Origin of the sequence: Enterobacter sp. JBIWA008 (assembly GCF_019968765.1) — a bacterium.
GTDB lineage: Bacteria > Pseudomonadota > Gammaproteobacteria > Enterobacterales > Enterobacteriaceae > Enterobacter.
The window spans coordinates 4430215-4455717 of record NZ_CP074149.1 but is presented as its reverse complement, the minus strand read 5'-3'; the positions used below and the strand labels follow the sequence as shown (position 1 = coordinate 4455717).

Below are 25503 nucleotides of genomic sequence, written 5' to 3'. Positions count from 1 at the left end.
CATGGATATCCTTTTAGAACGCTGGTGCGAAAGCCGTCCCTGGTATCGGGTGCTTTTCTGGTGTCTGGGGAGCCTCCTGGCAGGACTGGCCGCGTGGGGCACCTTGCTCAGACCGCTAGAAAGGCAGTGTGCTGAACGACAACGCCAGCTGATTCAGGACGCGAGGACGAACGCGGCGTTATGGCCTGTCGTCAGAAAGGCGCCGTTTCGACCGAAAACAACGGAAGCAAGTGAGCTGACGCCATTTTACCCGCTCGATTTTCAGGGCGATGGCGCGACGCTGGTTCACTGGAAGCCGCTGCAGAACGGAGGGGAACTGATGCTGGAGATGGAGTGGCAGGCTCTCCCGGCGCTTTTTTCCCGGATGGCGCAGCGGAATGTGCAGATCGCCGCTTTCACGATTTCGCCAGAAGGTTCGGCATTACGCCTGCAGCTGGAGCTGGAACATGCGAAATAGCGCGCGATTTTTGCTGGTTTGCTCAGTGCTGCTATTGACCGGCATGCGCGATCCGTTTCGTCCGCCGGACGATCCTTGCGCCATTGGCGAGCTGGCGCAGTGGCGCTATCGCGGCATGGTGGGTGGGCAGGAGACTATCGGCATTTTACAGGATGGGCAAAAGCGCTGGTACCGGCTGAAAACGCGTGAGCGCTTTCCGGCAGGTTGGATGATAACAGCCATCAATGAAACGGAACTGGTTGTTGATGTGGGTGACACATGCGAACCAGAAAAATGGACGTGGCAACGAGAAGGAACGGATAAGAATGAATTTACGGATAATGCTGTGGCTGCTGGCGTTCAGTCATCCGCTGTGGGCCGCCGCGCCAAAACCGGTCACGCTGGTAGTAGATGACGTGCCTGTAGCCCAGCTGCTGCAGAGCCTGGTCGCACAGGAGAACCGAAATCTGGTGATATCGCCTGATGTCGGCGGCACGCTTTCTCTCAACCTGACGCGCGTCCCCTGGCGGCAAGCGTTACAGACGGTTGTCGCCAGCGCCGGCCTCGTTTTGCGCGAGGAGGGCGGCATTTTTTATGTATATACCGCGGCCTGGCAGCGTGAACAGCAGGAACGATCGGAACAGGAGCGGACCCGTCGACAGCTTGATGCGCCGCTTGTGTCTCACAGCATCGCTTTTTCCTATGCCGATGCCGGAGAGCTGCAAAAAGCCGCGGAAAAATTCCTGAGTTCAAAGGGGAGTTTATCTCTCGACAAACGCACCAACCGGCTGCTGATTCGGGATAACCAGACGGTGGTGGAGACGCTGCTGCGCTGGGCCGCTCAGATGGATATTCCTGTCGAACAGGTCGAGCTGGCGGCGCATATTGTGACCATTAATGAAAAAAGCCTGCGTGAGCTGGGAGTGAAGTGGAATCTCGCCGACGCCACCGACGCGGGCAAGGTTGGACAGCTCACCACGCTTGGCAGCGATCTTTCCGTTGCCAGTGCCACCAGCCACGTGGGTTTTAATATCGGACGGATCAATGGTCGGCTGCTGGATCTGGAACTCTCTGCGCTGGAGCAAAAACAGCAGGTCGATATTATCGCCAGCCCGAGGCTGCTGGCCTCGCATATGCAACCGGCCAGCATCAAGCAGGGGAGTGAGATCCCGTATCAGGTCTCAAGCGGTGAAAGCGGGGCGACCTCAGTTGAGTTTAAGGAGGCGGTATTAGGCATGGAGGTCACGCCGGTGGTATTACCGGGGGGGCGCGTGCGCCTGAAATTGCATATCAGTGAAAATATGCCGGGACAGGTCCTGCAGCAGGCTGACGGCGAAACGCTGGCGATCGACAAACAGGAGATAGAAACCCAGGTGGAGGTAAAAAGTGGAGAAACGCTGGCGTTGGGCGGAATTTTTTCGCAGAAGAACAAAACCGGCAGTGACAGCGTGCCGGGGCTGGGAAAAATCCCCTGGCTTGGGCAGCTTTTTCGCCACGATGGTAAGAATAATGAACGGCGCGAGTTAGTGGTGTTTATTACACCGCGTCTGGTTGGCATTCGCTGACGGGTAACGATCCCCGCAATGATTTTGCATTCAGTTTGTTGCAGATGTTTGACGTGGGGCATGAATTAGCATACAAGGAGTACCGATTTGAGTTGGACTTACGTCTTATTACCTTATGCGCCCGGCGCGGTGATTTAATCAGTTGCCAAACAAGCCGGAGTATTGAGATAATTTTTAGTCTGACTCTCGCTCTATTGCATATGAGGTTTCAGTTCATGTCCTGCTACGCTGGGTGTCTGCGAAGCGGGGATTACCATTAACGAATAGTCTTAGTAGTACCGATAAAATGGCAGAGAAACGCAATATCTTTCTGGTTGGGCCTATGGGTGCCGGCAAAAGCACTATTGGGCGTCAGTTAGCTCAACAACTCAATATGGAATTTTACGATTCTGATCAAGAGATTGAGAAACGAACCGGAGCTGATGTGGGCTGGGTTTTCGATGTAGAAGGCGAAGAAGGTTTCCGTGACCGAGAAGAAAAAGTGATCAACGAACTCACGGAAAAACAGGGCATCGTACTGGCAACAGGCGGCGGCTCTGTGAAATCTCGCGAAACCCGTAACCGTCTCTCCGCCCGTGGCGTAGTGGTCTATCTTGAGACGACCATCGAGAAACAGCTGGCACGTACGCAGCGCGATAAAAAGCGCCCGCTGCTGCAGGTTGAAACGCCACCACGCGAAGTTCTGGAAGCATTGGCCGATGAACGCAATCCGCTGTATGAAGAGATTGCCGATGTGACCATTCGCACTGACGACCAGAGCGCTAAAGTGGTTGCAAACCAGATTATTCATATGCTGGAAAGCAACTGATTCTGGCTTTATATACACTCGCCTGCGGGTAAAAGCATTAAAGGTGGATGTCGCGTCATGGAGAGGATTACAGTTACTCTCGGGGAACGTAGTTACCCTATCACCATCGCGGCTGGTTTGTTTAACGACCCAGCTTCCTTTTTACCACTGAAAGCGGGTGATCAGGCGATGCTGGTCACCAATGAGACGCTGGCTCCGCTTTATCTCGACCGCGTACGCCACCTGCTTGAGCAGGCGGGCGTAAAAGTCGACAGCGTGATTCTCCCCGATGGCGAGCAGTATAAAAGCCTGACGGTACTGGATACCGTCTTTACCGCATTGCTGCAAAAACCGCACGGTCGCGATACAACACTGCTTGCCCTGGGCGGCGGTGTTGTGGGCGATCTGACCGGCTTTGCGGCTGCAAGCTATCAACGTGGCGTACGTTTTATTCAAATCCCGACCACGTTGCTGTCTCAGGTCGACTCCTCTGTGGGCGGCAAAACGGCAGTCAACCATCCGCTCGGCAAAAACATGATTGGCGCGTTCTACCAGCCTGCATCGGTGGTGGTGGATCTCGACTGTCTGAAAACGCTGCCTAAGCGCGAACTGGCTTCTGGTCTGGCGGAAGTGATCAAATACGGCATTATTCTGGATGGCGAGTTCTTTAGCTGGCTTGAAGAGAATATGGATGCGCTGCTGTGCCTGGATGAGGCTAAACTGGCATACTGCATTCGTCGTTGTTGTGAACTGAAAGCAGAAGTTGTTGCAGCAGACGAGCGTGAAACGGGCTTACGTGCTTTACTGAATCTTGGGCATACGTTTGGCCATGCCATTGAAGCCGAGATGGGTTACGGCAACTGGCTGCACGGTGAAGCCGTTGCGGCCGGTATGGTCATGGCAGCCCGCACCTCTGAACGTCTCGGGCAGTTCAAACCGGAAGAGACAGCACGTATCATTGCGCTGCTTGAACGTGCAGGTTTGCCGGTGACTGGGCCGCAGCAGATGTCGGCGCAAGCGTATTTACCCCACATGATGCGCGATAAAAAAGTATTGGCAGGTGAGATGCGTCTTGTACTCCCGCTTGCAATAGGGAAGAGTGAAGTGCGCGGCGGAGTGCCGCACGATGTCGTTCTTGGCGCTATCGCTGATTGTCAGCAGGCGTAACAATTAGAAAGGTCAGGCCACTGTTGCAGGTGGTCGTTTAGCTTCAGGTGAAATGCAAAGTCGTTAGCATAAGCCTTTGAGTGGGGTGTTAAATGGATGAATTCAAACCAGAAGACGAGCTGAAACCCGATCCCAGCGATCGTCGTACTGGTCGTTCTCGTCAATCTTCAGAACGTGATAACGAGCCGCAGATCAACTTTGACGATGTTGATCTGGATGCAGACGATCGCCGCCCTTCGCGCAGCCGCAACGCGCACGAAGAGCGAGCAGAAGAGGATTATGAGTCCGAAGAAGATTCAATGGACGAACAGCCTGTAGAGCGTCGCCCGCGTAAACGTAAAAAAGCCGCGGCGCCAAAACCGGCTTCCCGCCAGTATATTATGATGGGCCTTGGCGTTCTGGTGCTTGTGCTGCTGATTGTCGGCATTGGCTCCGCGCTTAAAGCACCGTCAACAAACTCAACCGAGCAAACGGCTTCCGCTGAGAAGAGCATCAACCTGTCCGGTAACGATGCGACCAATCAGGCGAATGGCGCACAGCCAGCTCCGGGTGCCACTTCGGCAGAACAGACCGCAGGTAACACCACAGCGCCGCAGGATGTTTCTCTGCCGCCCGTTTCTTCAACCCCTGCTCAGGGCCAGGCACCTGCTACGCCTGAAGGCCAGCAGCGCGTAGAAGTTCAGGGAGACCTGAACAATGCGCTAACGCAGCCGCAAAACCAGCAGCAGGTTGATAACGTCGTAGTTAACTCTACGCTGCCAACTGAGCCGGCAACCGTTGCCCCGATTCGCGGTGGTAACGCTCAGCCACAAACGGCAGCGACGGAAACCAAACCTCGCCAGACGCAAACTGCGACGCGTCCTGAACGTAAGCAGGCGGTGATTGAGCCTAAGCGTGAAACCAAACCTCAGGCAGTAGTCAAAGCGCCTGAAGTGAAAGCCGTACCGGCACAGCCGAAACACACCGAAACGGCTGCGGTGAGCGAGACTGCTAAAGCGCCAGTTACGCAGACTGCGCCTAAGACACCGGCTGCCACAGCTACACCAGCAGCAACGGCTCCAGCAGCCACGGCAACAGCCTCCAGCAGTGCGGCAGGTAAAACGGCAGGTAATGTTGGCTCGCTGAAGTCTGCGCCATCCAGCAACTACACGCTGCAGCTGAGCAGTTCGTCTAACTATGACAATCTCAACAGCTGGGCGAAGAAATCAAATCTAAAAAACTATGTTGTTTATCAGACGACCCGTAACGGTCAACCGTGGTATGTGCTGGTCAGCGGCGTTTATTCGTCCAAAGATGAAGCAAAACGTGCCGTAGCGGCCCTGCCAGCTGATGTTCAGGCGAAAAACCCATGGGCGAAGCCGATTCATCAGGTTCAGGCCGATCTGAAGTAATGTTTAAAGCGCAGGATGCTGTCGGAGCTTTCTCCACAGCCGGAGAAGGTGTAATCAGTTAGTCAGCATGAAAAAAAATCGCGCTTTTCTGAAATGGGCAGGGGGGAAATACCCCCTGCTCGATGATATTAAAAAGCACCTGCCAAAAGGCGAGTGTCTTATCGAGCCTTTCGTGGGTGCGGGATCGGTGTTTCTCAACACCGATTTTTCTCGTTATATCCTGGCGGATATAAACAACGACCTTATCAGCCTCTATAACATCGTTAAGCTGCGTACCGAAGAGTATGTCGCAGAGGCGCGCAAACTGTTTACGCCGGAGAATAATCAGCCGGAAGTTTACTACCAGTTCCGCACTGAGTTTAATCAGAGTCAGGATCCGTTCCGTCGGGCGCTGCTGTTCCTCTATCTCAACCGTCATGGTTACAACGGCCTGTGCCGCTATAACCTGCGCGGGGAATTTAACGTGCCGTTTGGTCGCTATAAGCGCCCGTATTTCCCGCAGGACGAGCTGTATCACTTTGCCGAAAAAGCGCAGAATGCAGAGTTTCATTGCCTCTCCTATGAAGAGTGTATGGAACTGGCAGGCGTAAACTCGGTGGTTTACTGTGACCCCCCTTACGCACCATTGTCTGCAACGGCGAATTTCACCGCTTATCACACCAACAGCTTCAGCCCGGCCGAACAGGCTCGTCTGGCGGAGATGGCGGAAAAGCTGGTCAGCAAAAGAATTCCGGTGTTAATTTCGAATCACGACACGCCTGATACGCGCGAATGGTACAAAGCCGCGAAGCATTTTCAGGTCAAAGTACGGCGTAGCATTAGCAGCAACGGCGGCACACGTAAAAAGGTGGACGAACTTCTGGCTCTGTATCGCCCCTGAGCCGTTTTGCCCGCCGGTAAACACATTTCAAGGAGAAGCGGATGAAACAGTTTTTGATTGCTCCCTCAATTCTGTCGGCCGATTTTGCCCGCCTGGGTGAAGACACCGCCAAAGCTCTCGCGGCTGGCGCAGATGTTGTCCATTTCGACGTTATGGACAACCACTACGTCCCTAACCTGACCATTGGCCCAATGGTGCTCAAGGCATTACGTAAGTATGGCATTACCGCGCCGATCGACGTTCACCTGATGGTGAAGCCTGTTGATCGCATCGTGCCAGACTTCGCCGCAGCGGGTGCCAGCATCATCACTTTCCATCCGGAAGCCTCTGAACACGTGGACCGCACGCTGCAGCTGATCAAAGAGAACGGCTGTAAGGCGGGCCTGGTGTTTAACCCGGCCACGCCGTTGAGCTATCTCGACTATGTCATGGACAAGCTGGACGTGATCCTGCTGATGTCTGTTAACCCGGGCTTTGGCGGTCAGTCGTTTATCCCCCACACGCTCGATAAGCTGCGTGAAGTGCGCCGTCGTATTGATGAGTCAGGTTACGATATTCGTCTGGAAGTGGACGGCGGTGTGAAGGTGAATAACATTGGTGAAATTGCGGCAGCGGGCGCGGATATGTTCGTTGCAGGTTCGGCAATTTTCGACCAACCGGATTACAAAAAAGTCATTGATGAAATGCGCCGTGAGCTGGCGAAGGTAAGTCATGGATAAATTGCAGGCAATTCGGGGTGTGGCATTCGACCTCGACGGTACGCTGGTCGACAGCGCGCCGGGCTTAACGAGCGCCGTCGATCAGGCGCTGTACGCGCTTGAACTCCCCGTTGCGGGTGAAGAGAGAGTGGTAACGTGGATTGGCAACGGTGCCGATGTCCTGATGGAACGCGCGCTGACCTGGGCTCGCCAGGAGCGCGCGTCGCAGCGTTCCGCGCAGGGTAAACCGAGCGTCGATCATGCTGACATTCCTAAGGATGAGCAGCTGCGGATTCTGCGCAAACTGTTCGATCGTTTTTATGAAGAGACCGTCGAGGAGGGCAGTTTCCTGTTCCCGGACGTTCAGGAAACGCTGAGCGCGCTGCACGCGAAGGGTATCCCGCTGGGACTGGTGACCAACAAGCCAACCCCGTTCGTTGCGCCTCTGCTGGAAGCGCTGGATATCGCGAAGTATTTCTCCGTGATTGTGGGCGGCGATGACGTGCAGAACAAAAAGCCACATCCGGAACCGCTGTTGCTGGTGGCAGGAAAATTATCCTTAACGCCTGCGGAGCTTCTCTTTGTCGGGGATTCGCGCAATGATATTCTGGCTGCCCGAGCGGCAGGATGTCCTTCCGTCGGATTAACCTATGGTTATAACTATGGTGAAGCCATCACGCTAAGTGAGCCGGATGTGGTCTTCGACCACTTCAAAGATTTGTTGCCCGCACTCGGGCTTTCGCACAGTGAACATCAGGAATTGAATAATGACTAAGCCCATCGTTTTTAGTGGCGCACAGCCTTCAGGTGAATTGACCATTGGTAACTACATGGGTGCGTTACGTCAGTGGGTCAGCATGCAGGATGAGTACCATTGCATTTACTGCATCGTCGATCTGCATGCGATTACCGCGCGTCAGGATCCTGAGAAGCTGCGTAAAGCTACCCTGGACACCCTGGCACTGTACCTGGCCTGCGGCATCGATCCTGAGAAGAGCACCATTTTCGTTCAGTCTCACGTGCCAGAGCACGCGCAGCTGGGCTGGGCGCTGAACTGCTACACCTATTTCGGCGAGCTGAGCCGCATGACCCAGTTCAAGGATAAATCCGCGCGCTACTCTGAAAACATCAACGCCGGTCTGTTCGACTATCCGGTGCTGATGGCGGCGGACATCCTGCTGTATCAAACCAACCAGGTGCCGGTGGGTGAAGACCAGAAACAGCACCTGGAGCTGAGCCGCGATATCGCCCAGCGCTTTAACGCGATTTACGGCGATGTGTTCAAAGTGCCAGAGCCGTTTATTCCAAAATCTGGCGCGCGCGTAATGTCGCTGCTGGAGCCGACCAAGAAGATGTCCAAGTCTGACGATAACCGCAACAACGTTATCGGCCTGCTGGAAGATCCGAAATCCGTCGTCAAAAAGCTCAAGCGCGCGGTCACCGACTCCGACGAGCCGCCTGTTGTGCGCTACGACGTGCAGAACAAAGCGGGCGTCTCCAACCTTCTGGATATCCTCTCCGGCGTGACCGGCCAGAGCATTCCTGAGCTGGAGCAGCACTTCGAAGGCAAGATGTACGGCCACCTGAAAGGTGAAGTGGCAGATGCCGTTTCCGGCATGTTGACCGAGCTGCAGGAGCGCTATCACCGATACCGTAACGACGAAGCTTTCCTGCAGAAGGTAATGAAAGACGGCGCGGAAAAAGCCAGCGCGCGCGCGTCCGAAACCCTGAAAGCGGTGTATGAAGCGATTGGGTTTGTGGCGAAACCGTAGATAAAAGCAAAACGGTAACGGCGTTACCGTTTTTAGGGTTTGTACCCTCTCCCTGTGGGAGAGGATCAGGGTGAGGGCTTCAGGCCGCACTTCCCTAAAACAAAAAACCGGGAAATTCCCGGTTTTTTTACGCCTGAAAAACGCTTACTGCTGTGCTGCCGGGCCGCAACCACCGATGATCTTCGAAATGGAGATCGCCGGGTGCAGCAGGTAATCGTAGCTGCAATTATTTTTGGTGTTCTGTACGTGACCGGTGCAGGCCGTCAGAGTCGATAACAGGCCAACCAGAACGGCGGCCTTTGCCAGTTTGAACATACGCATTCCTTGTCTTTAAAACGAAAATTGGATGTAACTCGATGGAATAATGGGAAAAGTTCCACTTCGGAGCGGTATGTTATCGGTAGCCGTAAGAGGGGAGTAGTCCGCTTAAGGACTACTCCAGGAAGGGATAATATGCGTTAGTGGCTTGAGAACCAGTTCAGCTTATCGCGCAGCTCAACCACGCGACCCACCACAATCAGCGCCGGGCTTTCGACCTGCTGCGCCAGCTCGCCTAACTGCGTTAGCACGCCATCCACCACGCGCTGCGTAATGGCGGTGCCGTTTTCGACCAGCGCGACGGGCATATCCGCTTCCATGCCGTGCTCCAGCAGCTTCGCCTGAATCGTGGCGGCCTGATTGAGTCCCATGTAGAAGACCAGCGTCTGCTTTTCGGCGGCCAGGTTATGCCAGTCCAGCTCGCTGCCGGTTTTCAGGTGCCCCGTCACCAGACGCACGCTCTGAGCATAGTCGCGGTGGGTCAGCGGAATGCCAGAGTACGCTGAACAACCGGATGCTGCCGTAATACCGGGCACGACAGAGAACGGAATGCCCGCATCACACAGGGTTTCCAGCTCCTCGCCGCCGCGACCAAAGATAAACGGATCGCCACCCTTAAGGCGCACCACGCGTTTACCTTTCTGCGCCTCGCGCAGCAGGATCTGGTTAATCTCCTCCTGCGGTACGCAGTGATAGCCCGCCCGCTTTCCAACGAAGACGCGATCGGCATCGCGGCGTACCAGGTTCATGATGTCATCGGAGACAAGGCGATCGTAAACCACGATATCGGCCTGCTGGATCTGTTGCAGGCCTTTTAGCGTCAGCAAGCCCGCATCGCCGGGGCCTGCGCCCACCAGCACCACTTCGCCGCGATGATCCAGCGGCTCGCTCAGCAGCCGTTCAGTCGTCTCTTCAACGGCTTTGGTGTCCTGGTTCGCCAGCGACTGCGCCAGCCTGTCGTTCACAAAGAATTTTTCCCAGAAGCGACGACGCTCGCCCACGGTCGAGAAGGTTTGCTTCACGCGGGAGCGGAGTTGCCCGGCGTAATGCGCAATCTGACCAAGATGCTGGGGCAGCACGGCTTCCAGCTTTTCCCGCAGCAGGCGGGCGAGAACCGGCGAGCGTCCTCCGGACGACACCGCGATCATCAGCGGCGAGCGGTCGATAATCGACGGCATGATGAAACTAGCCTCTTTCGGCGCATCCACCACGTTACAGAAGATACGGCGCGCTTCGCAGGCGTCGCTCACGCGCTGGTTCACTTCATCGTCGTCCGTTGCGGCAATCGTCAGCCAGCAGGTATCGAGCAGGGATTCATCAAACTCTCCCTGCACCAGCGCGAGCATCCCTTCCTGGGCCCAGACCTCAAACTGTGGGGCGAAGGCGAGGGCGTTGACGGTCAGTCGGGCGCCAGCCTCTAACAGCAGGCGCGCTTTGCGCTCGGCCACGTCGCCGCCGCCCACGAGCAGGCAGTCGCGGTTGCGTAATTGACAAAAAATCGGCAGGTGATCCACGACGTTACCTCGCAGCATTCATGGAGGGGGTAAGAATTGACGTCAGGATAACAGCAGGAATCGTACGGAACATACGAATTTCCTGCTGCTATCCCTAAAAGGGCAGAGGTTAGCCTTTCAGCTGCACCATGCCGTCCTTCACGCGGGCGTCGTAGTGCTTCACAGAGCGGCTCTCATCTTCCATGCAATACCCGTCGCTTAAGCGGAAACGCTGCTTTTTCAGCGGACTGGCAACCCACAGTTCGCCCTGATGCTCGGCAATCAAGCCGCGGGAGAGCACGCTGGCCTCGAAGAACGGGTCGATATTGCTGATGGCAAAAACCTGCTCATCGTGGCGAGGGCGGAAAATCGCAACCTGCTCGCTGCCCAGCAGCGCGCACACGCCGGTGGCCGGGATGATGTCGTTAATATCGCAAATGTTTATCCACTGGCTCATGCGTTTTCCTCCACCAGCGTGACCGGAATTCGTTCATACGGTGTCGCCGGGCGATGCTGTTCGCGCTCCGGTACAACCTGTACGTTCGGGTCGCGCCGGGTGCTGTTGATGAAGTGTTTGAAGCGCGTTTGTGCCGCCGGGGTGTTGACGGTTTCCGTCCACTCGCAGATAACCGCCTCGCGCAGGCGCGCCATCTCCGCTTCCAGATGCTCGTTCAGGCCCAGCTTGTCGTCGATGATGACCGATTTCAGGTAGTCGATGCCGCCTTCCAGGTTATCGAGCCAGGAAGCGGTACGGGTCAGCTTATCGGCGGTACGAATGTAGAACATCATGAAGCGGTCGAGGTACTGAATCAGCGTGTCGCGATCGAGATCCGCCGCCAGCAGGTCCGCGTGGCGCGGTTTCATCCCGCCGTTGCCGCAGACGTACAGGTTCCAGCCTTTTTCGGTGGCGATAATACCCACGTCTTTACCCTGCGCTTCCGCACATTCACGGGTACATCCGGAGACGCCGAACTTCATTTTGTGCGGGGTGCGGATGCCTTTGTAGCGGTTTTCCAGCTCTACGCCGAAGCCCACGCTGTCGCCGACGCCGTAGCGGCACCAGGTGCTGCCCACGCAGGTTTTCGCCATACGCAGCGCTTTGGCGTACGCGTGGCCGGTTTCGAAGCCCGCTTCAATCAGCTGACGCCAGATTTCCGGCAGGTCGTCTTTCTGCGCACCAAACAGGCCGATACGCTGGGAGCCGGTGATTTTGGTGTAGAGATTAAATTCACGTGCAATACGGCCCACGGCCACCAGCCCTTCCGGCGTGATTTCGCCACCGGCAGAGCGCGGAATGACGGAGTAGGTACCGTCTTTCTGGATGTTCGCCAGGAAGTTGTCGTTGGTGTCCTGTAGCGGCGTATGCTCGGGCTTGAGCACGTACTCGTTCCAGCAGGAGGCCAGCAGGGAGCCGACGGTCGGTTTACACACTTCGCAGCCGTAGCCGTGGCCGTGCTTCGCCAGCAGTTCGTCGAAGGATTTGATGCCTTCCACGCGGATCAGGTGATACAGCTCCTGGCGAGAATACGCGAAGTGCTCGCACAGGTTGTTGTTCACTTCGATGCCCTGTTTCGCCAGCTCGGCGTTCAGCACCTGGGTGACCAGCGGAATACAGCCGCCGCAGCCGGTACCGGCTTTGGTTTCGGCTTTCAGCGCCGCAACGGTGTGGCAGCCTTTGTTGATGGCGGAGATCAGCATGCCTTTAGTGACGTCGAAGCAGGAGCAAATCTGCGCGCTGTCCGGCAGTTTATCCACGCCGATAGACGGCTTGCCGCTGGAGGCGTGCGCGGGGAGGATCAGCGCGTCCGGGTTTTCCGGCAGCTCGATGGCATTAAGCACCAGCTGGAGCAGGTTGCCGAAGTCGCTGGTGTCCCCCACCAGCACTGCGCCAAGCAGGGTTTTGTTGTCCTGACTGACGATGAGGCGTTTGTAGACTTCTTTGCTTTCGTCGAGATAGACATAGCTGCGGGAGTTCGGGGTGCGGCCGTGCGCATCGCCAATACCGCCTACATCTACGCCCAGCAGCTTCAGCTTGGCGCTCATGTCTGCGCCGGTGAAGGCGTTTTCGCTGCCGAGGATATGATCTACGGCGACCTGCGCCATTTTGTAGCCCGGCGCCACCAGACCGTATACGCGGTTGTTCCAGCTGGCGCACTCGCCGATGGCGTAGATATCCGGATCGGAGGTCTGGCAGGTGTCGTTAATCATGATCCCGCCGCGCTGCGCCACGGCCAGACCGCACTGGGTCGCCAGCTTGTCGCGCGGACGAATACCGGTGGAGAAGACGATGAAGTCCACCTCCAGCTCGCTGCCGTCGGCAAAGCGCATGGTTTTACGCGCTTCAGTCCCTTCCTGCACGATCTCTTTGGTGTTCTTGCTGGTGTGAACCTTCACGCCCATGCTTTCGATTTTACGACGCAGCTGGTCACCGCCCATGTGGTCCAGCTGTTCGGCCATCAGCATCGGGGCAAATTCGATGACGTGGGTTTCAACGCCGAGGTTTTTCAGCGCGCCAGCCGCTTCCAGGCCCAGCAAACCGCCGCCGACCACCGCACCGCGACGGCTTCGACGCGCGCATGACTCAATGGCGTTGAGGTCTTCAATGGTACGGTAGACGAAGCAATCCTGAGTTTCCGAGCCTTTGATAGGGGGGATCCACGGATAGGAGCCCGTCGCCATGATCAGCTTGTCGTAAAAAACCGTACGCCCGGCGCTGGAGTGGATCACTTTTTCCTGACGGTTGATGGTGATAGCGCGTTCGCCCACCAGCACTTTTACGCCATGCTTCTCGTAGAAACCTTCGCGCACCAGAGAGAGCTCTTCGGCGGTATGATGGGAGAAGTAGGAAGACAGGTGCACACGGTCGTACGCCTTGCGGGGTTCTTCACAGAACACGGTAATATCGAACTGCTCAGCATCGGCCTTATCGAGAAGATCCTCGATAAAGCGGTGGCCGACCATGCCGTTACCGATGATAGCGAGTCTGACTTTGCTCATTATTGCCTCGATTTCTTTTCTATTATTGCCTACCTTAACGATTCAGCAGGGGCACTTATTGATGCAAATCAAATACGTCTTAGCCTACTCCTTAGGTGGTATGCGACTGATTTGTCAGGATTTTTATAAGTAGCGGAAATCGCAGGCTTTTCGTGCTCGTTGAATTTGTGTACAAATCAGGGGCGGTTTTGCCAAAATCGATACGCCTGAATATCAGCGGCGTTTTTTAGGGGAAGGGTATGTCTACAACACCGTTATGGCTTGTTCAGAATGTTCGTTTACCGGGTCGGGAAGGGCTGTGGCAGCTCGCCATTGAGAACGGGCGATTTGGTGACATCACCCCGATGGACGACACCCACGCCGAAAGTTATGAAGTATTGAACGCGCGCGGTGGGCTTGCTATCCCGCCGTTCATTGAGCCGCATATCCATCTTGATACGACCCAGACTGCGGGTGAGCCGAGCTGGAACCAGTCCGGCACGCTGTTCGAAGGCATTGAGCGCTGGGCGGAGCGCAAGGCGTTGCTCAGCCATGAGGATGTTAAAGCGCGCGCCTGGAAAACGCTGAAGTGGCAAATTGCCAACGGCATCCAGTTTGTCCGTACTCATGTGGATGTCTCCGACCCGACGCTTACCGCCCTTAAGGCGATGCTGGAGGTGAAGCAGGAGGTTGCCCCGTGGGTGACGCTGCAAATCGTCGCGTTCCCGCAGGAAGGTATTCTCTCTTACCCGAACGGCGCGGCGCTGCTGGAAGAGTCGTTAAAGCTGGGGGCCGACGTGGTGGGGGCGATCCCACACTTCGAGTTCACCCGCGAATATGGCGTGCAGTCGCTGCATATCGCTTTCGAACTGGCGAAGAAGTATGACCGTCCGCTGGATATCCACTGCGACGAAATCGACGACGAGCAGTCGCGGTTTGTCGAGACGGTCGCTACGCTGGCATATGAAGCAGGTATCGGCCCGCGCGTGACGGCCAGCCACACCACCGCGATGCACTCCTACAACGGCGCTTACACCTCGCGGCTCTTCCGCCTGCTGAAGATGTCGGGAATTAACTTTGTCGCTAACCCGCTGGTCAATATCCACCTGCAGGGGCGCTTTGATGACTATCCGAAGCGCCGCGGCATCACGCGCGTGAAAGAGCTGCAGGAGGCGGGCATTAACGTCTGCTTTGGTCACGACGACGTCTTCGACCCGTGGTACCCGCTCGGTACCGGCAACATGCTGCAGGTACTGCATATGGGGCTGCACGTCTGTCAGATGATGGGCTATCCGCAAATCGACAGCGGCCTGAATCTCATCACCCATAACAGCGCCCGTACCTTCGGCCTGAGCGATTACGGTATTGCCACGGGAAACCCGGCGAACCTGATTATTTTGCCTGCGGAGAGTGGGTTTGAAGCGGTGCGCTGTCAGGTGCCGGTGCGCTGGTCGATTCGTCAGGGACGGATTATTGCCACCACGCAGTTGGCGCAGACCTGGATCCAGACGGATGTCGGAGGAGAAGAGGTGAGTTTCGCCAGAAGCAGCCCCTCTGCGTAATGCAAAGGGGCGGAGGGTTTAGTGAGAAGCTGCCGCCGCGTTGTGCTGGCGGTGGCGGGTCACAAAGCCCAGGATAAAGCACATGATGAACACCACGGCATACAGGCCATTAGCGGTGTGCAGCGCCGCCAGCGGACCGCTGTGGGCCACGATCGGGCCCGTCACCACGAAGGTGAGCATGGTGCCGATGGTGCCGCAGGTCAGGACGAAGTTAACCAGCTTCGGCGAGGCCACTTTGGTCTGCAGGGAGCCCAGGGTGATGATCGAGGTATAAATGGCGCTGGAGAAGAAGCCCAGGGTCAGAATGAACCACGGCATATGCTCCGGTGAACCATTGATGAACAGGTACATCAGCACGGTCGCCAGCCCGGCCAGCACGGTCAGAATGCGCTGCAGGTCGAAGAAGCGCAGGATGAAGCTAAACGCCCACATGCCGAACATGTAAGACATCCAGAAATCGCTCACCAGTTTACCCGCATCGTTCAGGCTCATGCCCAGACCTTTGGCGTACTCCGGTACCCAGGAAATAAAGCCCAGCTGGCCCAGGATGTAGCACAGCGCGGCGATGGAGAGGAACAGCACGCCGATGCCCCACTTTTCTTTCGCAACAGGCTCTGCGGTGGTTTGCGCTTTCTTGCCCAGCACCGGGAACTCACAGCCGAAGGTCAGAATAAAGATCGCCACGTAGACCAGGCCGATGCAGGCATAGACCCAGTACCACTCAATGCTGCGCGCCAGCAGAACGGCGGCGACCATCGGGAAAATCATTCCGGCCATGCTGAAGAAGGAGTCGGTAAACAGCAGGCGCGCGCCGCGCTGGCGGCCTTCATACATATGGGTAATGAGGAACGTACCGATCGACATGGTGATCCCGCTGACCAGACCGAGCACGAACATGGCGGCGGAGAACAGGGCGATGCTGTGGCTCAGCATCAGCCCCGCCACGGCGGCGACCATCAGCACAAAGCCAAAGCGCAGCTGGGTTTTCAGTGGGACAATTTCCATCAGCCAGGCATTCAGGAAGATAGAAATGAGGATCCCTGCGTTGAGGAAGGTGAAGGTGTTACTCATGCTGGAAACGGGCAGCTGGAAGTAGTCTGCGATATTTCCCATCACCATCCCGGTGACGATCACCAACGCGCCGGTCAGGGCGTAGGAGAAGAAGCTGATCCATGTGAGCTTGATGCGATTGCTGTTAGTCATGTCTGGCCTGTTCAGAAAAAGAAAAGCGCCCAGGGGGCGCTGAGAGCGGGCAGATTTTAGACATTAAAGTGATCTATTCATATCTTTTAAGAGAAATTCGAACTTAATTGCATGTTTTTGTGTGATCCTGATCACACAAGGTGACGCTAAAGCCAACCGTTTGCGTGGTTACAACTGTTTCAATTTCGTAAAATTAGGTAAAAGGCTGGTCTCCGTTCATACTGCTCTTTAGAATCAAGCCATTCGCTTTTTATACTGCGCTTTGTTAAGGAATTCTCATGCTCAAATCAACACTGGCGGCTGTCGCAGCTGTGTTTGCTCTTTCTGCCGTTTCCCCTGCTGCGCTGGCAGCAAAAGGGGACCCTCACGTTCTGCTGACCACCTCCGCCGGGAACATTGAGCTGGAACTGAATAGCCAGAAAGCTCCGGTTTCTGTGAAAAACTTCCTCGACTATGTGAACAGTGGTTTCTATAACAACACCACTTTCCACCGCGTGATCCCAGGCTTCATGATTCAGGGTGGCGGCTTCAACGAGCAAATGCAGCAGAAACAGCCGAACCCGCCTATTAAAAACGAAGCGGACAATGGCCTGCTGAACAAGCGCGGCACCATTTCCATGGCGCGTACCGCAGACAAAGATAGCGCGACCAGCCAGTTTTTCCTGAACGTGGCGGATAACGCCTTCCTCGACCACGGTCAACGCGACTTTGGCTATGCGGTCTTCGGTAAAATCGTGAAAGGGATGGACGTGGCCGATAAGATTTCTCAGGTGCCTACCCACGACGTCGGGCCGTATCAGAATGTGCCGTCAAAACCGGTGGTTATTCTCTCCGCAAAAGTTCTGCCGTAATTCTTCTGAACGCGGGCTTCTTCTGCCCGCGTTACGTGACCCTCCCTGCGAAAGCGCGTTTTGCTGCTTATACTTGTGGCAAACGGACTATTCAGGGAGGCGTTAAGTGAAAAAGCTCACCGACAAGCAAAAATCCCGTCTCTGGGAACAGCAGCGTAACGTCAATTTACAGGCCAGTTGTCTCCTTGAAAAAGGTAATGGTCCCTCAGAACCCCATATTGAGACGCTGGAGCTTGGGCCTTCCGCGCCCGGGTTGCCCCATCTGTGTCTTATTCATCGTCATTTGTACCGCAGCGAGATGAAGCGGGCTGGCGAGTTCCGCACCGACGATATTTTTAAAGGTGACATTCCCTTCTGCCATTTTGAGTACATCGAAAAGATGGGTAATGAGCTGATGGCGGCGCTGGAAAGTGAAAAGTATCTCGTGGGCTTTGAGAAAGCGGCTTTTGTTGACAGAATTAGTCACTATTACTGCGAAATCAACATGCTGCATCCGTTTATGCGCGGTAACGGTATTGCCCAACGCGTTTTCTTCGAGCAGCTGGCGCTCCACGCGGGCTATGCGCTGGACTGGCGCGATATCGATCCCGAGCTGTGGGTGGAGGCTAACCGAAGTGGCGCAACGGGAGATTTAACCGCGTTAAACGCTATCTTTGCCAAAGTAGTGAGCGAAGCGCGGGAATCTGAGTAGAATAGGGCGGCATTTTTTTCGGGGGCCGCCATGATTCTGCTGATTGATAACTACGATTCCTTCACCTGGAACCTTTACCAGTATTTTTGTGAACTGGGTGCAGAGGTGGTTGTCCGCCGCAACGACGAGATCGATCTCGCCGATATTGAGATGCTGGCTCCGCAGAAAATCGTGATTTCTCCGGGGCCATGTACGCCGTCGGAGTCGGGTATTTCTCTGGATATTATCCAGCACTATGCCGGCAAGCTGCCGATCCTGGGCGTCTGTCTGGGCCATCAGGCGATTGCCCAGGCGTTTGGCGCTACCATCGTGCGCGCCGCCAAAGTGATGCACGGTAAAACCTCTCCGGTCACCCACACCGGCACCGGGGTATTCACGGGGCTCAATAATCCGTTAACCGTGACGCGCTACCATTCCCTGGTCATTGACCCGCCGACGCTGCCCGCCTGCTTTGAGGTGACCGCCTGGAGCGATACGCAGGAGATTATGGGGATTCGTCACCGCGAATGGGACCTCGAAGGCGTGCAGTTCCACCCGGAAAGCATCCTCAGCGAGCAGGGCCACGCGCTGCTGGCAAATTTCCTCCATCGCTGAATAACTGTTGCCTTGTTGTGATTTTTTATGCATATTTTGTGATTATATTTTCACAATCACTGTGACATAAAATGGACGGTCATGACATGGCAACTGAACAACCAGCAATTACCCGCGCGACATTTGATGAAGTGATCCTGCCGATTTATGCACCGGCTGAGTTTATCCCGGTGAAGGGAAAAGGCAGCCGCGTCTGGGATCAGCAGGGTAAAGAGTATGTGGATTTCGCGGGCGGTATTGCGGTCACGGCGCTGGGTCATTGCCATCCCGCGCTGGTGGAGGCGCTGAAAACCCAGGGCGAAACCCTGTGGCACACCAGCAACGTGTTCACCAACGAACCGGCGCTGCGCCTGGGCCGCAAGATCATTGAGGCGACCTTTGCCGAGCGCGTGCTGTTTATGAACTCCGGCACCGAAGCCAACGAAACCGCCTTTAAGCTGGCGCGCTACTACGCGACAACGCGCCACAGCCCGTACAAAACCAAAATCATCGCCTTCCACAATGCCTTCCACGGACGCTCCTTCTTTACCGTCTCCGTTGGCGGCCAGCCGAAATATTCCGACGGGTTTGGCCCGAAGCCGGCCGACATCGTCCACGTGCCGTTTAACGATCTGCATGCGGTAAAAGCGGTAATGGACGACCACACCTGCGCCGTTGTCGTCGAGCCGATCCAGGGTGAAGGCGGCGTGACGGCGGCAACACCGGAATTTCTGAAAGGGCTGCGCGAGCTGTGCGACGAGCATCAGGCGCTGCTGGTCTTTGATGAAGTACAGTGTGGGATGGGGCGTACCGGCGATCTGTTTGCCTACATGCACTACGGCGTGACGCCGGATATTCTGACCAGCGCCAAAGCGCTCGGCGGTGGTTTCCCGGTGAGTGCGGTCCTGACGACCCAGGAGATCGCCTCCGCTTTCCACGTCGGTTCTCACGGCTCCACCTACGGCGGTAACCCGCTGGCGAGCGCCGTGGCGGGTGCTGCGTTCGACATTATCAATACGCCGGAGGTGTTGAACGGCGTTAGCGCGAAGCGCGAGCTGTTCGTAAAACACCTGCAAAAGATTGATGAGCAGTACGACGTGTTTAGCGAAATCCGTGGGATGGGGCTGTTGATTGGTGCCGAGCTGAAACCTCAGTACAAAGGCCGCGCGCGTGATTTCCTCCACGCCGCCGCGCGTGAAGGAGTGATGGTGCTGAATGCCGGGCCGGACGTAATGCGCTTTGCGCCGTCGCTGGTGGTTGAAGATAAGGATATTGAAGACGGGTTAACCCGCTTTGCCGCAGCGGTTGCGAAGATCGTTAAAGGCTAATATTCGGTTCGTTTCAACCGACGGATTAACCAAACCCCGTGATGTGGACGCTGACGCCATGCCACCGACGAAATGGTGTGCATGGTGTTCAGATGCCCCAGTACGCGCTGCAAATGCTGCTCCAGGGTGCTCATTGGGCCGTGGGTCAACGTCTCCGGCGCTTCCAGAATATTCGAATCTCCCGACTCACCCGGCGCGTCATACTCCAGACGCTGTTGACACCTCTGCAACGCAATTTCACAAGACTGCAAATAGCGCTGCGCCAGATCCGGCGTCAGCATCGTGTGCTCGCGCGCCAGCGTGGTCATGGCGTTGATGTGTTCGACGATAAACTGGCTGTGCGTCACCCAGAGCTTCATATCTGCCAGATAGTGCGAGTTAAAGCCCGGCTCCTGCATCGCCTGGTTGAGCGAGTTAAACAGGGCGTTGTGCGCCTGGTTGACCTTCATTCGCTGCCAGGCCAGCGGCGTCGGTTGAGGATTGTCGCTGAGGATCAGCCTGATGGCCTCCTGATCCGCTTCCAGCGCGTCGTGGGCATTCTGGCGCAGCAGCCCGCTTTGCCACTGCGGCCACAGCCAGACCATGCCGCCAAAGGCAATCAGGCAGCCGATCAGGGTATCAATCAGCCTGGCGACAATAAACTGTTCGCCATTGAGCGTGAGTAGCTGCAGGGTGTATACCGCCGTTACCGTAAAGCCTACCATCGCCCAGCCGTAGTTTTTGCGGATAATCAGGTAGCTCACCAGCGTGATCGCCAGCATCCCTGCCAGGGTATAGCCTTCCGGCACGTGGAAGTGTAGCGTCACGCCCGCAATGATCAGCCCGGCCATCGTTCCCCCAGCTCGATGCAGAATGCGCACCCGCGTGGCGCCGTAGCCGTTCTGGGTGACAAACAGCACGGTCATTAAGATCCAGTACGGTTTCGGCAGATGCAGCGCCATGCCCATCAGGCTGGCGGTACTGAGCATAACGCTAATCCTGGCGGCGTTGCGCAGGGCGGACGATTTAAGAGACAGATAGCTTCTGAGCGCGGGCAATAACGGAAGACGTTTCTGCTTATCCGCCATCAGGTCGCGGGGATAAAGCGGGCGTTGCGTGCGCAGCACGCGAGCGATGCGGCTGAAGTGCCAGGCGGCAAAATGGCCGACCGGGTTATCCGGATGCTGACGGGCGATTTTCTCCAGCGCGCCCAGCTGCTTATCCATGTTAAAGCGCGTCGGGTAGCGGTGATAGAGAATATCATCGGCCAGCACGCGCAGGCGTGCGGACACGGTCTGGGCGTTCCAGCGGATCACCGCTTCGGCATGGCTGCGCTCGACCAGCTTTTGCACCTCCTGCGGGTGGTGCAGGCTAACGGAGATATGCTCCTGCAGATCCAGCCCGACCTGGAAGGTGCGCAGCAGCCGTTTGTACTCGTGGTTCTTGTTGGCGGCAAGCATATGCAGCTGTTGATAGCACTGGCTTATCAGATCCACCACCTTCTGCTGGCGCGTCAGCAGGGGCGGTAAGGATTTTTCCGGATCGGTATGCTGGGTGAGCAGGGTGTATTTGGCCTCGCAGTAATCCGCAAGCTGCACATAGAGCAGGCTCAGGGATTCACGCAGCGGCTGTTCGCGCCACAGCCAGAACCAGAACCAGTTGAACAGCCCGTACCACAGTGTCCCCAGGGCGTAGATCAGCAGCGGCTCCCACACCGGCATGTTCCCGGCGAGGCTCAACGTGAAGATGGCCGCAATCAGCGAAGCGGGAAGCAGGCGGGCGTGCAGCGAACTGATTTCTGCCGTGACGCCGAGGGTCATTGCCAGCACGGTCAGGATCAGCGGCAGCGGGATATCCCGGGCCAGTAAAAGCTGTACGGCGAGGCTGCAGCCGGCAAACAGGCAGCCACCGATAATCAGTCGTTTGAAAAAGCGCTTATGCGGCGTGTCCAGACCGGCGATGTTGCAGCAGGCGGGCACGAGGGAAAACAGCAGGCCTTGCTGAAGATGTCCGAGGATCAGGCCTATGGCCACAGGAAGACACAACACCAGCGTTTGTCGCAGTGCGTAGTTAACTTCCGGGTGATAGATCAGCCTGCGCCACATGGGGAGTAGAGACAAAAACGGCGTGACACCTTGCGATGGCACGCCGTTTAAGCGGAATTAACGCGTTCCGTAGACCACGATGGTTTTACCGTGGGCGGAGATCAGGTTTTGATCTTCCAGCATTTTCAGGATACGGCCCACTGTTTCGCGGGAGCAACCGACGATCTGACCAATTTCCTGACGGGTAATTTTAATTTGCATGCCGTCCGGGTGGGTCATTGCGTCTGGCTGTTTCGCCAGGTTCAGCAGGGTTTGTGCGATGCGGCCAGTCACGTCCAGGAAGGCGAGGTTGCCCACTTTCTCTGAGGTGACCTGGAGACGGCGCGCCATCTGGGAAGAAAGACGCATCAGGATATCAGGGTTAACCTGAATCAGCTGACGGAACTTCTTGTAAGAAATTTCAGCCACTTCACATGCTGTCTTTGCTCGAACCCAGGCGCTACGTTCCTGGCCTTCTTCAAACAGGCCCAGTTCACCGATGAAATCGCCCTGGTTCAGATAAGAAAGGATCATCTCTTTCCCTTCTTCATCTTTGATCAGCACTGCCACCGAGCCTTTAACGATGTAATACAACGTTTCCGCTTTTTCACCCTGGTGAATCAGCGTGCTCTTTGATGGGTACTTATGAATGTGGCAATGAGACAAGAACCATTCGAGAGTCGGGTCTGTTTGCGGTTTGCCAAGCACCATGCGCTGTTATCCTCTGTTATAAGCTGTCACCAGAGTCATCAGATGCATCCGGACTCTGGGGTTGCAATCGAATTCTTACCCATACCCTGGGAAGTCGGCTACCGTAACGTTTCGCAGCCAGTAAAGTTTGATGTCCTCTGCATACATGTGTAACGTCAATGTATTACTGTAGCATCCAGAGTGTTTTAGCATAGCTTTCGCCGCGTGTCTCCTGGTGTCTCGCTTCAGCATGATGCAGGTCGCCTTCCATTGCGAGAAATGTAACGCACGCGTAATCTGTCACCAAAAATGCAACGTTGGAGTTTAAGAATATGCAAGCGCGCGTGAAATGGGTTGAAGGTTTAACGTTCCTGGGCTAGTCCGCGTCAGGACACCAGATTTTGATGGACGGCAACTCCGGCGATAAAGCGCCAAGCCCAATGGAAATGGTGCTGATGGCGGCAGGTGGATGCAGCGCCATTGACGTGGTGTCGATTCTGCAAAAAGGTCGTCATGACGTGACGGATTGTGAGGTCAAACTCACGTCAGAGCGTCGCGAAGAGGCGCCACGCCTGTTCACCCATATTAACCTGCACTTTGTGGTCACCGGTAAAGAGCTGAAAGACGCGGCGGTCTCGCGTGCGGTGGACCTGTCTGCGGAGAAGTACTGCTCTGTGGCGTTAATGCTGGAGAAAGCGGTAAAAATCACGCATTCGTATGAAGTGATCGAGGGCTAATTAATGGGGCATCGTGCGTGTTGATGCCCTCACTCTAACCCTCTCCCACTGGGAGAGGGAACATGTTCACGCTATCTGCTTCCCTTCCATCAGTCGCTCCACCAGCGGCGTCATGATGAGCTCCATCGCCAGCCCCATTTTACCGCCCGGCACCACTAACGTATTCATGTGCGAAATAAACGAGCCCTGCAGCATGGCCAGCAGCCAGGGGTAATCAATACCGTCGAGGTTGCGGAAATGGATCACCACAAAGCTCTCATCCAGCGACGGGATGCTTTTGGCGGCAAACGGGTTGGAGGTGTCCACCGTCGGCACGCGCTGGAAGTTGATATGGGTGCGGGAGAACTGCGGCGTCAGGAAGTTAATGTAATCCTCCATGGAGCGCACCACTGAGTCCATCACCGCCTCTCGCGAATGGCCGCGCTCGCTCATGTCGCGCGTCAGCTTCTGGATCCACTCCAGGTTAACGATAGGAACCACGCCGACCAGCAGATCCACGTGACGCGCCACGTCGTGTTGAGGGGTGACCACGCCACCGTGCAATCCTTCGTAAAAAAGGACGTCGGTGGGTTCCGGCAGCGGCTGCCACGGGGTAAAGGTGCCCGGCACCTGATTCCAGGGTACGGCTTCGTCATAGGTATGCAGATACTTGCGGGACTGCCCTTTGCCGCTCTGACCGTACTCTATAAAGGTTTGTTCCAGCAGGCCGAAGTCATTGGCTTCCGGGCCGAAGTAGCTGATGTGTTTACCCAGATCGCGCGCCTTACGGATGGCCATGTCCATCTCCGGACGCGTGTAGCGGTGAAAACTGTCGCCTTCGACCTCCGCCGCACGGAGATTCAGCTGGGCGAAAATCTTGCGAAATGCGAGGCTGGTGGTGGTGGTTCCCGCACCACTCGACCCCGTAACGGCAATAACCGGATGTCTGGCAGACATAGCAACTCCCTGACTGAAAAGGGTGGAAGATCAGCCGTGAAACGCGTTGCGGGGCATGATATTGACCGTCTCATGCAGTTCTGACCACACCAGCACCACGTCGCCGCTTTTCAGCTGGCGCTTAACATCGTTGACCTTTTGCTCAAGCGAGCGTTCCTGTTCACCATAATCGGTGCCTTCGCGTAATACAAAGCTTTCAATAAGATTATCGAGCGTAATGGGCGCCAGATCCTGCCAGGGAATAATCATTTTGCACCGTCCAGATAAGGGGTTAGCCAGTCAGGAATACGCGCCTCAAGCCACATTTTCGGGCGGCGCAGCGTGCCGCCGATAAACCCGACGTGGCCGCCGTGCTCGGTCAACTGATAGTGAACGTTGTCGGGCAGGAATTCCTGAGCGGGGATCGAGTGATGATCCATAAACGGGTCATCTTTGGCATGAATAATCAGCGTTGGCTGCGTGATTTTGCTGAGCAGCGGCATAGCGCTGCACTGACGATAATAGTCAATCGCATCGGCGAAGCCGTGGATTTTCGCGGTGATCAGGTCGTCGAACTCGCGGATACGGCGCACCTTTTTCAGCTGGCGCAGGCTTACCGGCAGGGTATCCGGGTAGGCCTTCAGCTTGCGCGCCGCGTTGGCCTTCAGCAGGTTGAGCAGGTAGCGCTGATAGACGCGGGAAAAGCCTTTATCCATGTGGTAACTGCACTGCTCCAGCATAAACGGCGCGGAGACAATGACGGCGGCATCCAGCGGTACGCTTTCGCCCTCTTTAGCCAGCAGACAGGCCAGCATGTTTCCACCCAGCGAGTAGCCCACGGCGGCGGTTGGCACGGTGCCATGATTTTCCCGCAGCCAGTGTAAAAACCACGTCCCGTCTTCGGTTTCACCCGAGTGATAAATGCGTTTCTGACGATTCGGTTCGCCGCTGCAGCCGCGAAAATGCATCACCACGCCGAGCCAGCCGCGCGCTTTTGCCGCTTCAATTAACCCATGCGCATACGGGCTGTGCAGGCTGCCTTCCAGACCGTGAAAGACCACCAGACGCGGCTTATGGCGAGCCTGTTCAGGCGCTTCGCTCCAGGCGAGATCCAGAAAATCACCGTCTGGCAGGTCAAGCCGTTGCCAGTGCGGGGTGAACTGAACCTTGCGGCGGATCAGTCGCGGCAGCATGGTCTGCAAATGGGGATTGGCCACGCCGCGCATAGGCACGAACTCAGTGCTGTCTTCGGCCGCAATGTCGAAGTCTGATGGAATGATTTGGGTCATAAGCGCGATGCTGATTCTTGTCGGAAATTTACGGTACTTTCCGAATTGTACCCCGTTTAGCCTGGTTTTCCGAAACATGAACTGATCCCGATCACAAATCTTTACCTTGATTATTACT

At 56.1% G+C, this 25503-nt stretch carries 26 protein-coding genes; 16 read left to right on the top strand and 10 right to left on the bottom strand.

All coding sequences use genetic code 11. The features are described 5' to 3' along the window. The first annotated feature begins 1 nt into the window (after position 1). From KGP24_RS21710 to trpS, 10 genes are all read left to right on the top strand, one after another. Complete coding sequence (locus tag KGP24_RS21710) at positions 2–457, top strand: HofO (protein WP_223561755.1); 456 nt, start codon at positions 2–4, stop codon at positions 455–457. Continuing rightward, a complete protein-coding gene (locus KGP24_RS21705) occupies positions 447–851 on the top strand; it encodes a HofP DNA utilization family protein (protein ID WP_223561754.1) in 405 nt (134 codons plus the stop codon). Before KGP24_RS21710 ends, KGP24_RS21705 begins: the two co-directional genes overlap by 11 nt. Next, the gene (gene hofQ, locus KGP24_RS21700; protein WP_223563546.1) at positions 778–2001 is read left to right on the top strand and encodes a DNA uptake porin HofQ; all 1224 of its coding nucleotides are present in this window, start codon (positions 778–780) and stop codon (positions 1999–2001) included. Before KGP24_RS21705 ends, hofQ begins: the two co-directional genes overlap by 74 nt. 286 nt (positions 2002–2287) lie before the next feature. Continuing rightward, entirely contained in the window at positions 2288–2809 is a 522-nt protein-coding gene (aroK, locus tag KGP24_RS21695) for a shikimate kinase AroK (RefSeq protein WP_003861630.1), read from the top strand. A gap of 57 nt (positions 2810–2866) precedes the next feature. Beyond that, positions 2867–3955, top strand: a complete 1089-nt coding sequence (gene aroB / locus KGP24_RS21690) for a 3-dehydroquinate synthase (RefSeq protein WP_223561753.1) — start codon at positions 2867–2869, stop codon at positions 3953–3955. A gap of 92 nt (positions 3956–4047) precedes the next feature. Then, positions 4048–5346 carry a cell division protein DamX gene (damX, locus tag KGP24_RS21685; RefSeq protein ID WP_223561752.1) on the top strand — a complete coding sequence of 433 codons (1299 nt, stop codon included), beginning with the start codon at positions 4048–4050 and terminating at the stop codon, positions 5344–5346. A gap of 67 nt (positions 5347–5413) precedes the next feature. Then, a complete protein-coding gene (gene dam / locus KGP24_RS21680; RefSeq protein WP_223561751.1) occupies positions 5414–6226 on the top strand; it encodes an adenine-specific DNA-methyltransferase in 813 nt (270 codons plus the stop codon). Positions 6227–6267: 41 nt separating this feature from the next. Then, on the top strand, positions 6268–6945 hold the full coding sequence (gene rpe, locus KGP24_RS21675) for a ribulose-phosphate 3-epimerase (protein ID WP_223561750.1): 678 nt from the start codon (positions 6268–6270) through the stop codon (positions 6943–6945). Next, positions 6938–7699, top strand: a complete 762-nt coding sequence (gene gph, locus KGP24_RS21670; protein WP_024907924.1) for a phosphoglycolate phosphatase — start codon at positions 6938–6940, stop codon at positions 7697–7699. Before rpe ends, gph begins: the two co-directional genes overlap by 8 nt. After that, a complete protein-coding gene (gene trpS / locus KGP24_RS21665) occupies positions 7692–8696 on the top strand; it encodes a tryptophan--tRNA ligase (RefSeq protein ID WP_223561749.1) in 1005 nt (334 codons plus the stop codon). Before gph ends, trpS begins: the two co-directional genes overlap by 8 nt. A 144-nt stretch (positions 8697–8840) precedes the next feature. On the opposite strand, the gene KGP24_RS21660 is transcribed toward trpS, so the two are convergent. From KGP24_RS21660 to nirB, 4 genes are all read right to left on the bottom strand, one after another. Then, the gene (locus KGP24_RS21660; RefSeq protein WP_008503029.1) at positions 8841–9011 is read right to left on the bottom strand and encodes a YhfL family protein; all 171 of its coding nucleotides are present in this window, start codon (positions 9009–9011) and stop codon (positions 8841–8843) included. 143 nt (positions 9012–9154) lie between these two features. Continuing rightward, positions 9155–10528: a siroheme synthase CysG gene (gene cysG, locus KGP24_RS21655; protein WP_223561748.1), complete on the bottom strand. Its 1374-nt coding sequence runs from the start codon at positions 10526–10528 to the stop codon at positions 9155–9157. Between the two features lie 109 nt (positions 10529–10637). Continuing rightward, positions 10638–10964: a nitrite reductase small subunit NirD gene (nirD, locus tag KGP24_RS21650; protein WP_223561747.1), complete on the bottom strand. Its 327-nt coding sequence runs from the start codon at positions 10962–10964 to the stop codon at positions 10638–10640. Continuing rightward, positions 10961–13504, bottom strand: a complete 2544-nt coding sequence (nirB, locus tag KGP24_RS21645) for a nitrite reductase large subunit NirB (protein WP_223561746.1) — start codon at positions 13502–13504, stop codon at positions 10961–10963. The genes nirD and nirB overlap by 4 nt, the downstream gene beginning before the upstream one ends. Positions 13505–13743: 239 nt before the next feature. On the opposite strand from nirB, the gene KGP24_RS21640 reads away from it, so the two are divergent. Then, positions 13744–15045, top strand: coding sequence for a cytosine deaminase (locus KGP24_RS21640; protein ID WP_223561745.1), 1302 nt, complete (start codon positions 13744–13746; stop codon positions 15043–15045). An 18-nt stretch (positions 15046–15063) separates the two neighbouring features. Here KGP24_RS21640 and tsgA read toward each other — a convergent pair whose 3' ends face one another. Next, positions 15064–16248, bottom strand: coding sequence for an MFS transporter TsgA (tsgA, locus tag KGP24_RS21635; RefSeq protein WP_021242206.1), 1185 nt, complete (start codon positions 16246–16248; stop codon positions 15064–15066). 278 nt (positions 16249–16526) lie between these two features. Between tsgA and ppiA the strand changes: the two genes are divergently transcribed. From ppiA to KGP24_RS21615, 4 genes are all read left to right on the top strand, one after another. Beyond that, positions 16527–17099 carry a peptidylprolyl isomerase A gene (gene ppiA / locus KGP24_RS21630; RefSeq protein ID WP_014885514.1) on the top strand — a complete coding sequence of 191 codons (573 nt, stop codon included), beginning with the start codon at positions 16527–16529 and terminating at the stop codon, positions 17097–17099. Between the two features lie 106 nt (positions 17100–17205). Continuing rightward, positions 17206–17790 (top strand): putative adenosine monophosphate-protein transferase Fic, encoded by a 585-nt coding sequence (locus KGP24_RS21625; protein ID WP_223561744.1) that lies wholly within the window; start codon positions 17206–17208, stop codon positions 17788–17790. 30 nt (positions 17791–17820) lie between these two features. After that, positions 17821–18384 (top strand): aminodeoxychorismate synthase component 2, encoded by a 564-nt coding sequence (pabA, locus tag KGP24_RS21620; RefSeq protein ID WP_223561743.1) that lies wholly within the window; start codon positions 17821–17823, stop codon positions 18382–18384. Positions 18385–18470: 86 nt separating this feature from the next. After that, positions 18471–19691, top strand: a complete 1221-nt coding sequence (locus KGP24_RS21615; protein ID WP_223561742.1) for an aspartate aminotransferase family protein — start codon at positions 18471–18473, stop codon at positions 19689–19691. Here KGP24_RS21615 and KGP24_RS21610 read toward each other — a convergent pair. Both KGP24_RS21610 and crp read right to left on the bottom strand, forming a co-directional pair. Continuing rightward, positions 19688–21775, bottom strand: a complete 2088-nt coding sequence (locus tag KGP24_RS21610) for a YccS/YhfK family putative transporter (protein ID WP_223563545.1) — start codon at positions 21773–21775, stop codon at positions 19688–19690. The genes KGP24_RS21615 and KGP24_RS21610 overlap by 4 nt on opposite strands. Positions 21776–21832: 57 nt before the next feature. Then, on the bottom strand, positions 21833–22465 hold the full coding sequence (gene crp, locus KGP24_RS21605; RefSeq protein WP_000242758.1) for a cAMP-activated global transcriptional regulator CRP: 633 nt from the start codon (positions 22463–22465) through the stop codon (positions 21833–21835). Positions 22466–22848: 383 nt separating this feature from the next. Here crp and KGP24_RS21600 point away from each other — a divergent pair, with 383 nt between their 5' ends. Next, the gene (locus tag KGP24_RS21600; RefSeq protein WP_245403332.1) at positions 22849–23181 is read left to right on the top strand and encodes an OsmC family protein; all 333 of its coding nucleotides are present in this window, start codon (positions 22849–22851) and stop codon (positions 23179–23181) included. 66 nt (positions 23182–23247) lie between these two features. Here KGP24_RS21600 and KGP24_RS21595 read toward each other — a convergent pair whose 3' ends face one another. The 3 genes from KGP24_RS21595 to KGP24_RS21585 are packed head-to-tail and all read right to left on the bottom strand — an operon-like array spanning position 23248 to position 25385. Next, on the bottom strand, positions 23248–24117 hold the full coding sequence (locus KGP24_RS21595) for a phosphoribulokinase (protein ID WP_023333686.1): 870 nt from the start codon (positions 24115–24117) through the stop codon (positions 23248–23250). Between the two features lie 30 nt (positions 24118–24147). Continuing rightward, positions 24148–24366, bottom strand: a complete 219-nt coding sequence (locus KGP24_RS21590) for a YheU family protein (RefSeq protein ID WP_047652866.1) — start codon at positions 24364–24366, stop codon at positions 24148–24150. Beyond that, positions 24363–25385 (bottom strand): hydrolase, encoded by a 1023-nt coding sequence (locus KGP24_RS21585; RefSeq protein WP_223561741.1) that lies wholly within the window; start codon positions 25383–25385, stop codon positions 24363–24365. The genes KGP24_RS21590 and KGP24_RS21585 overlap by 4 nt, the downstream gene beginning before the upstream one ends. Positions 25386–25503 lie beyond the last annotated feature (118 nt).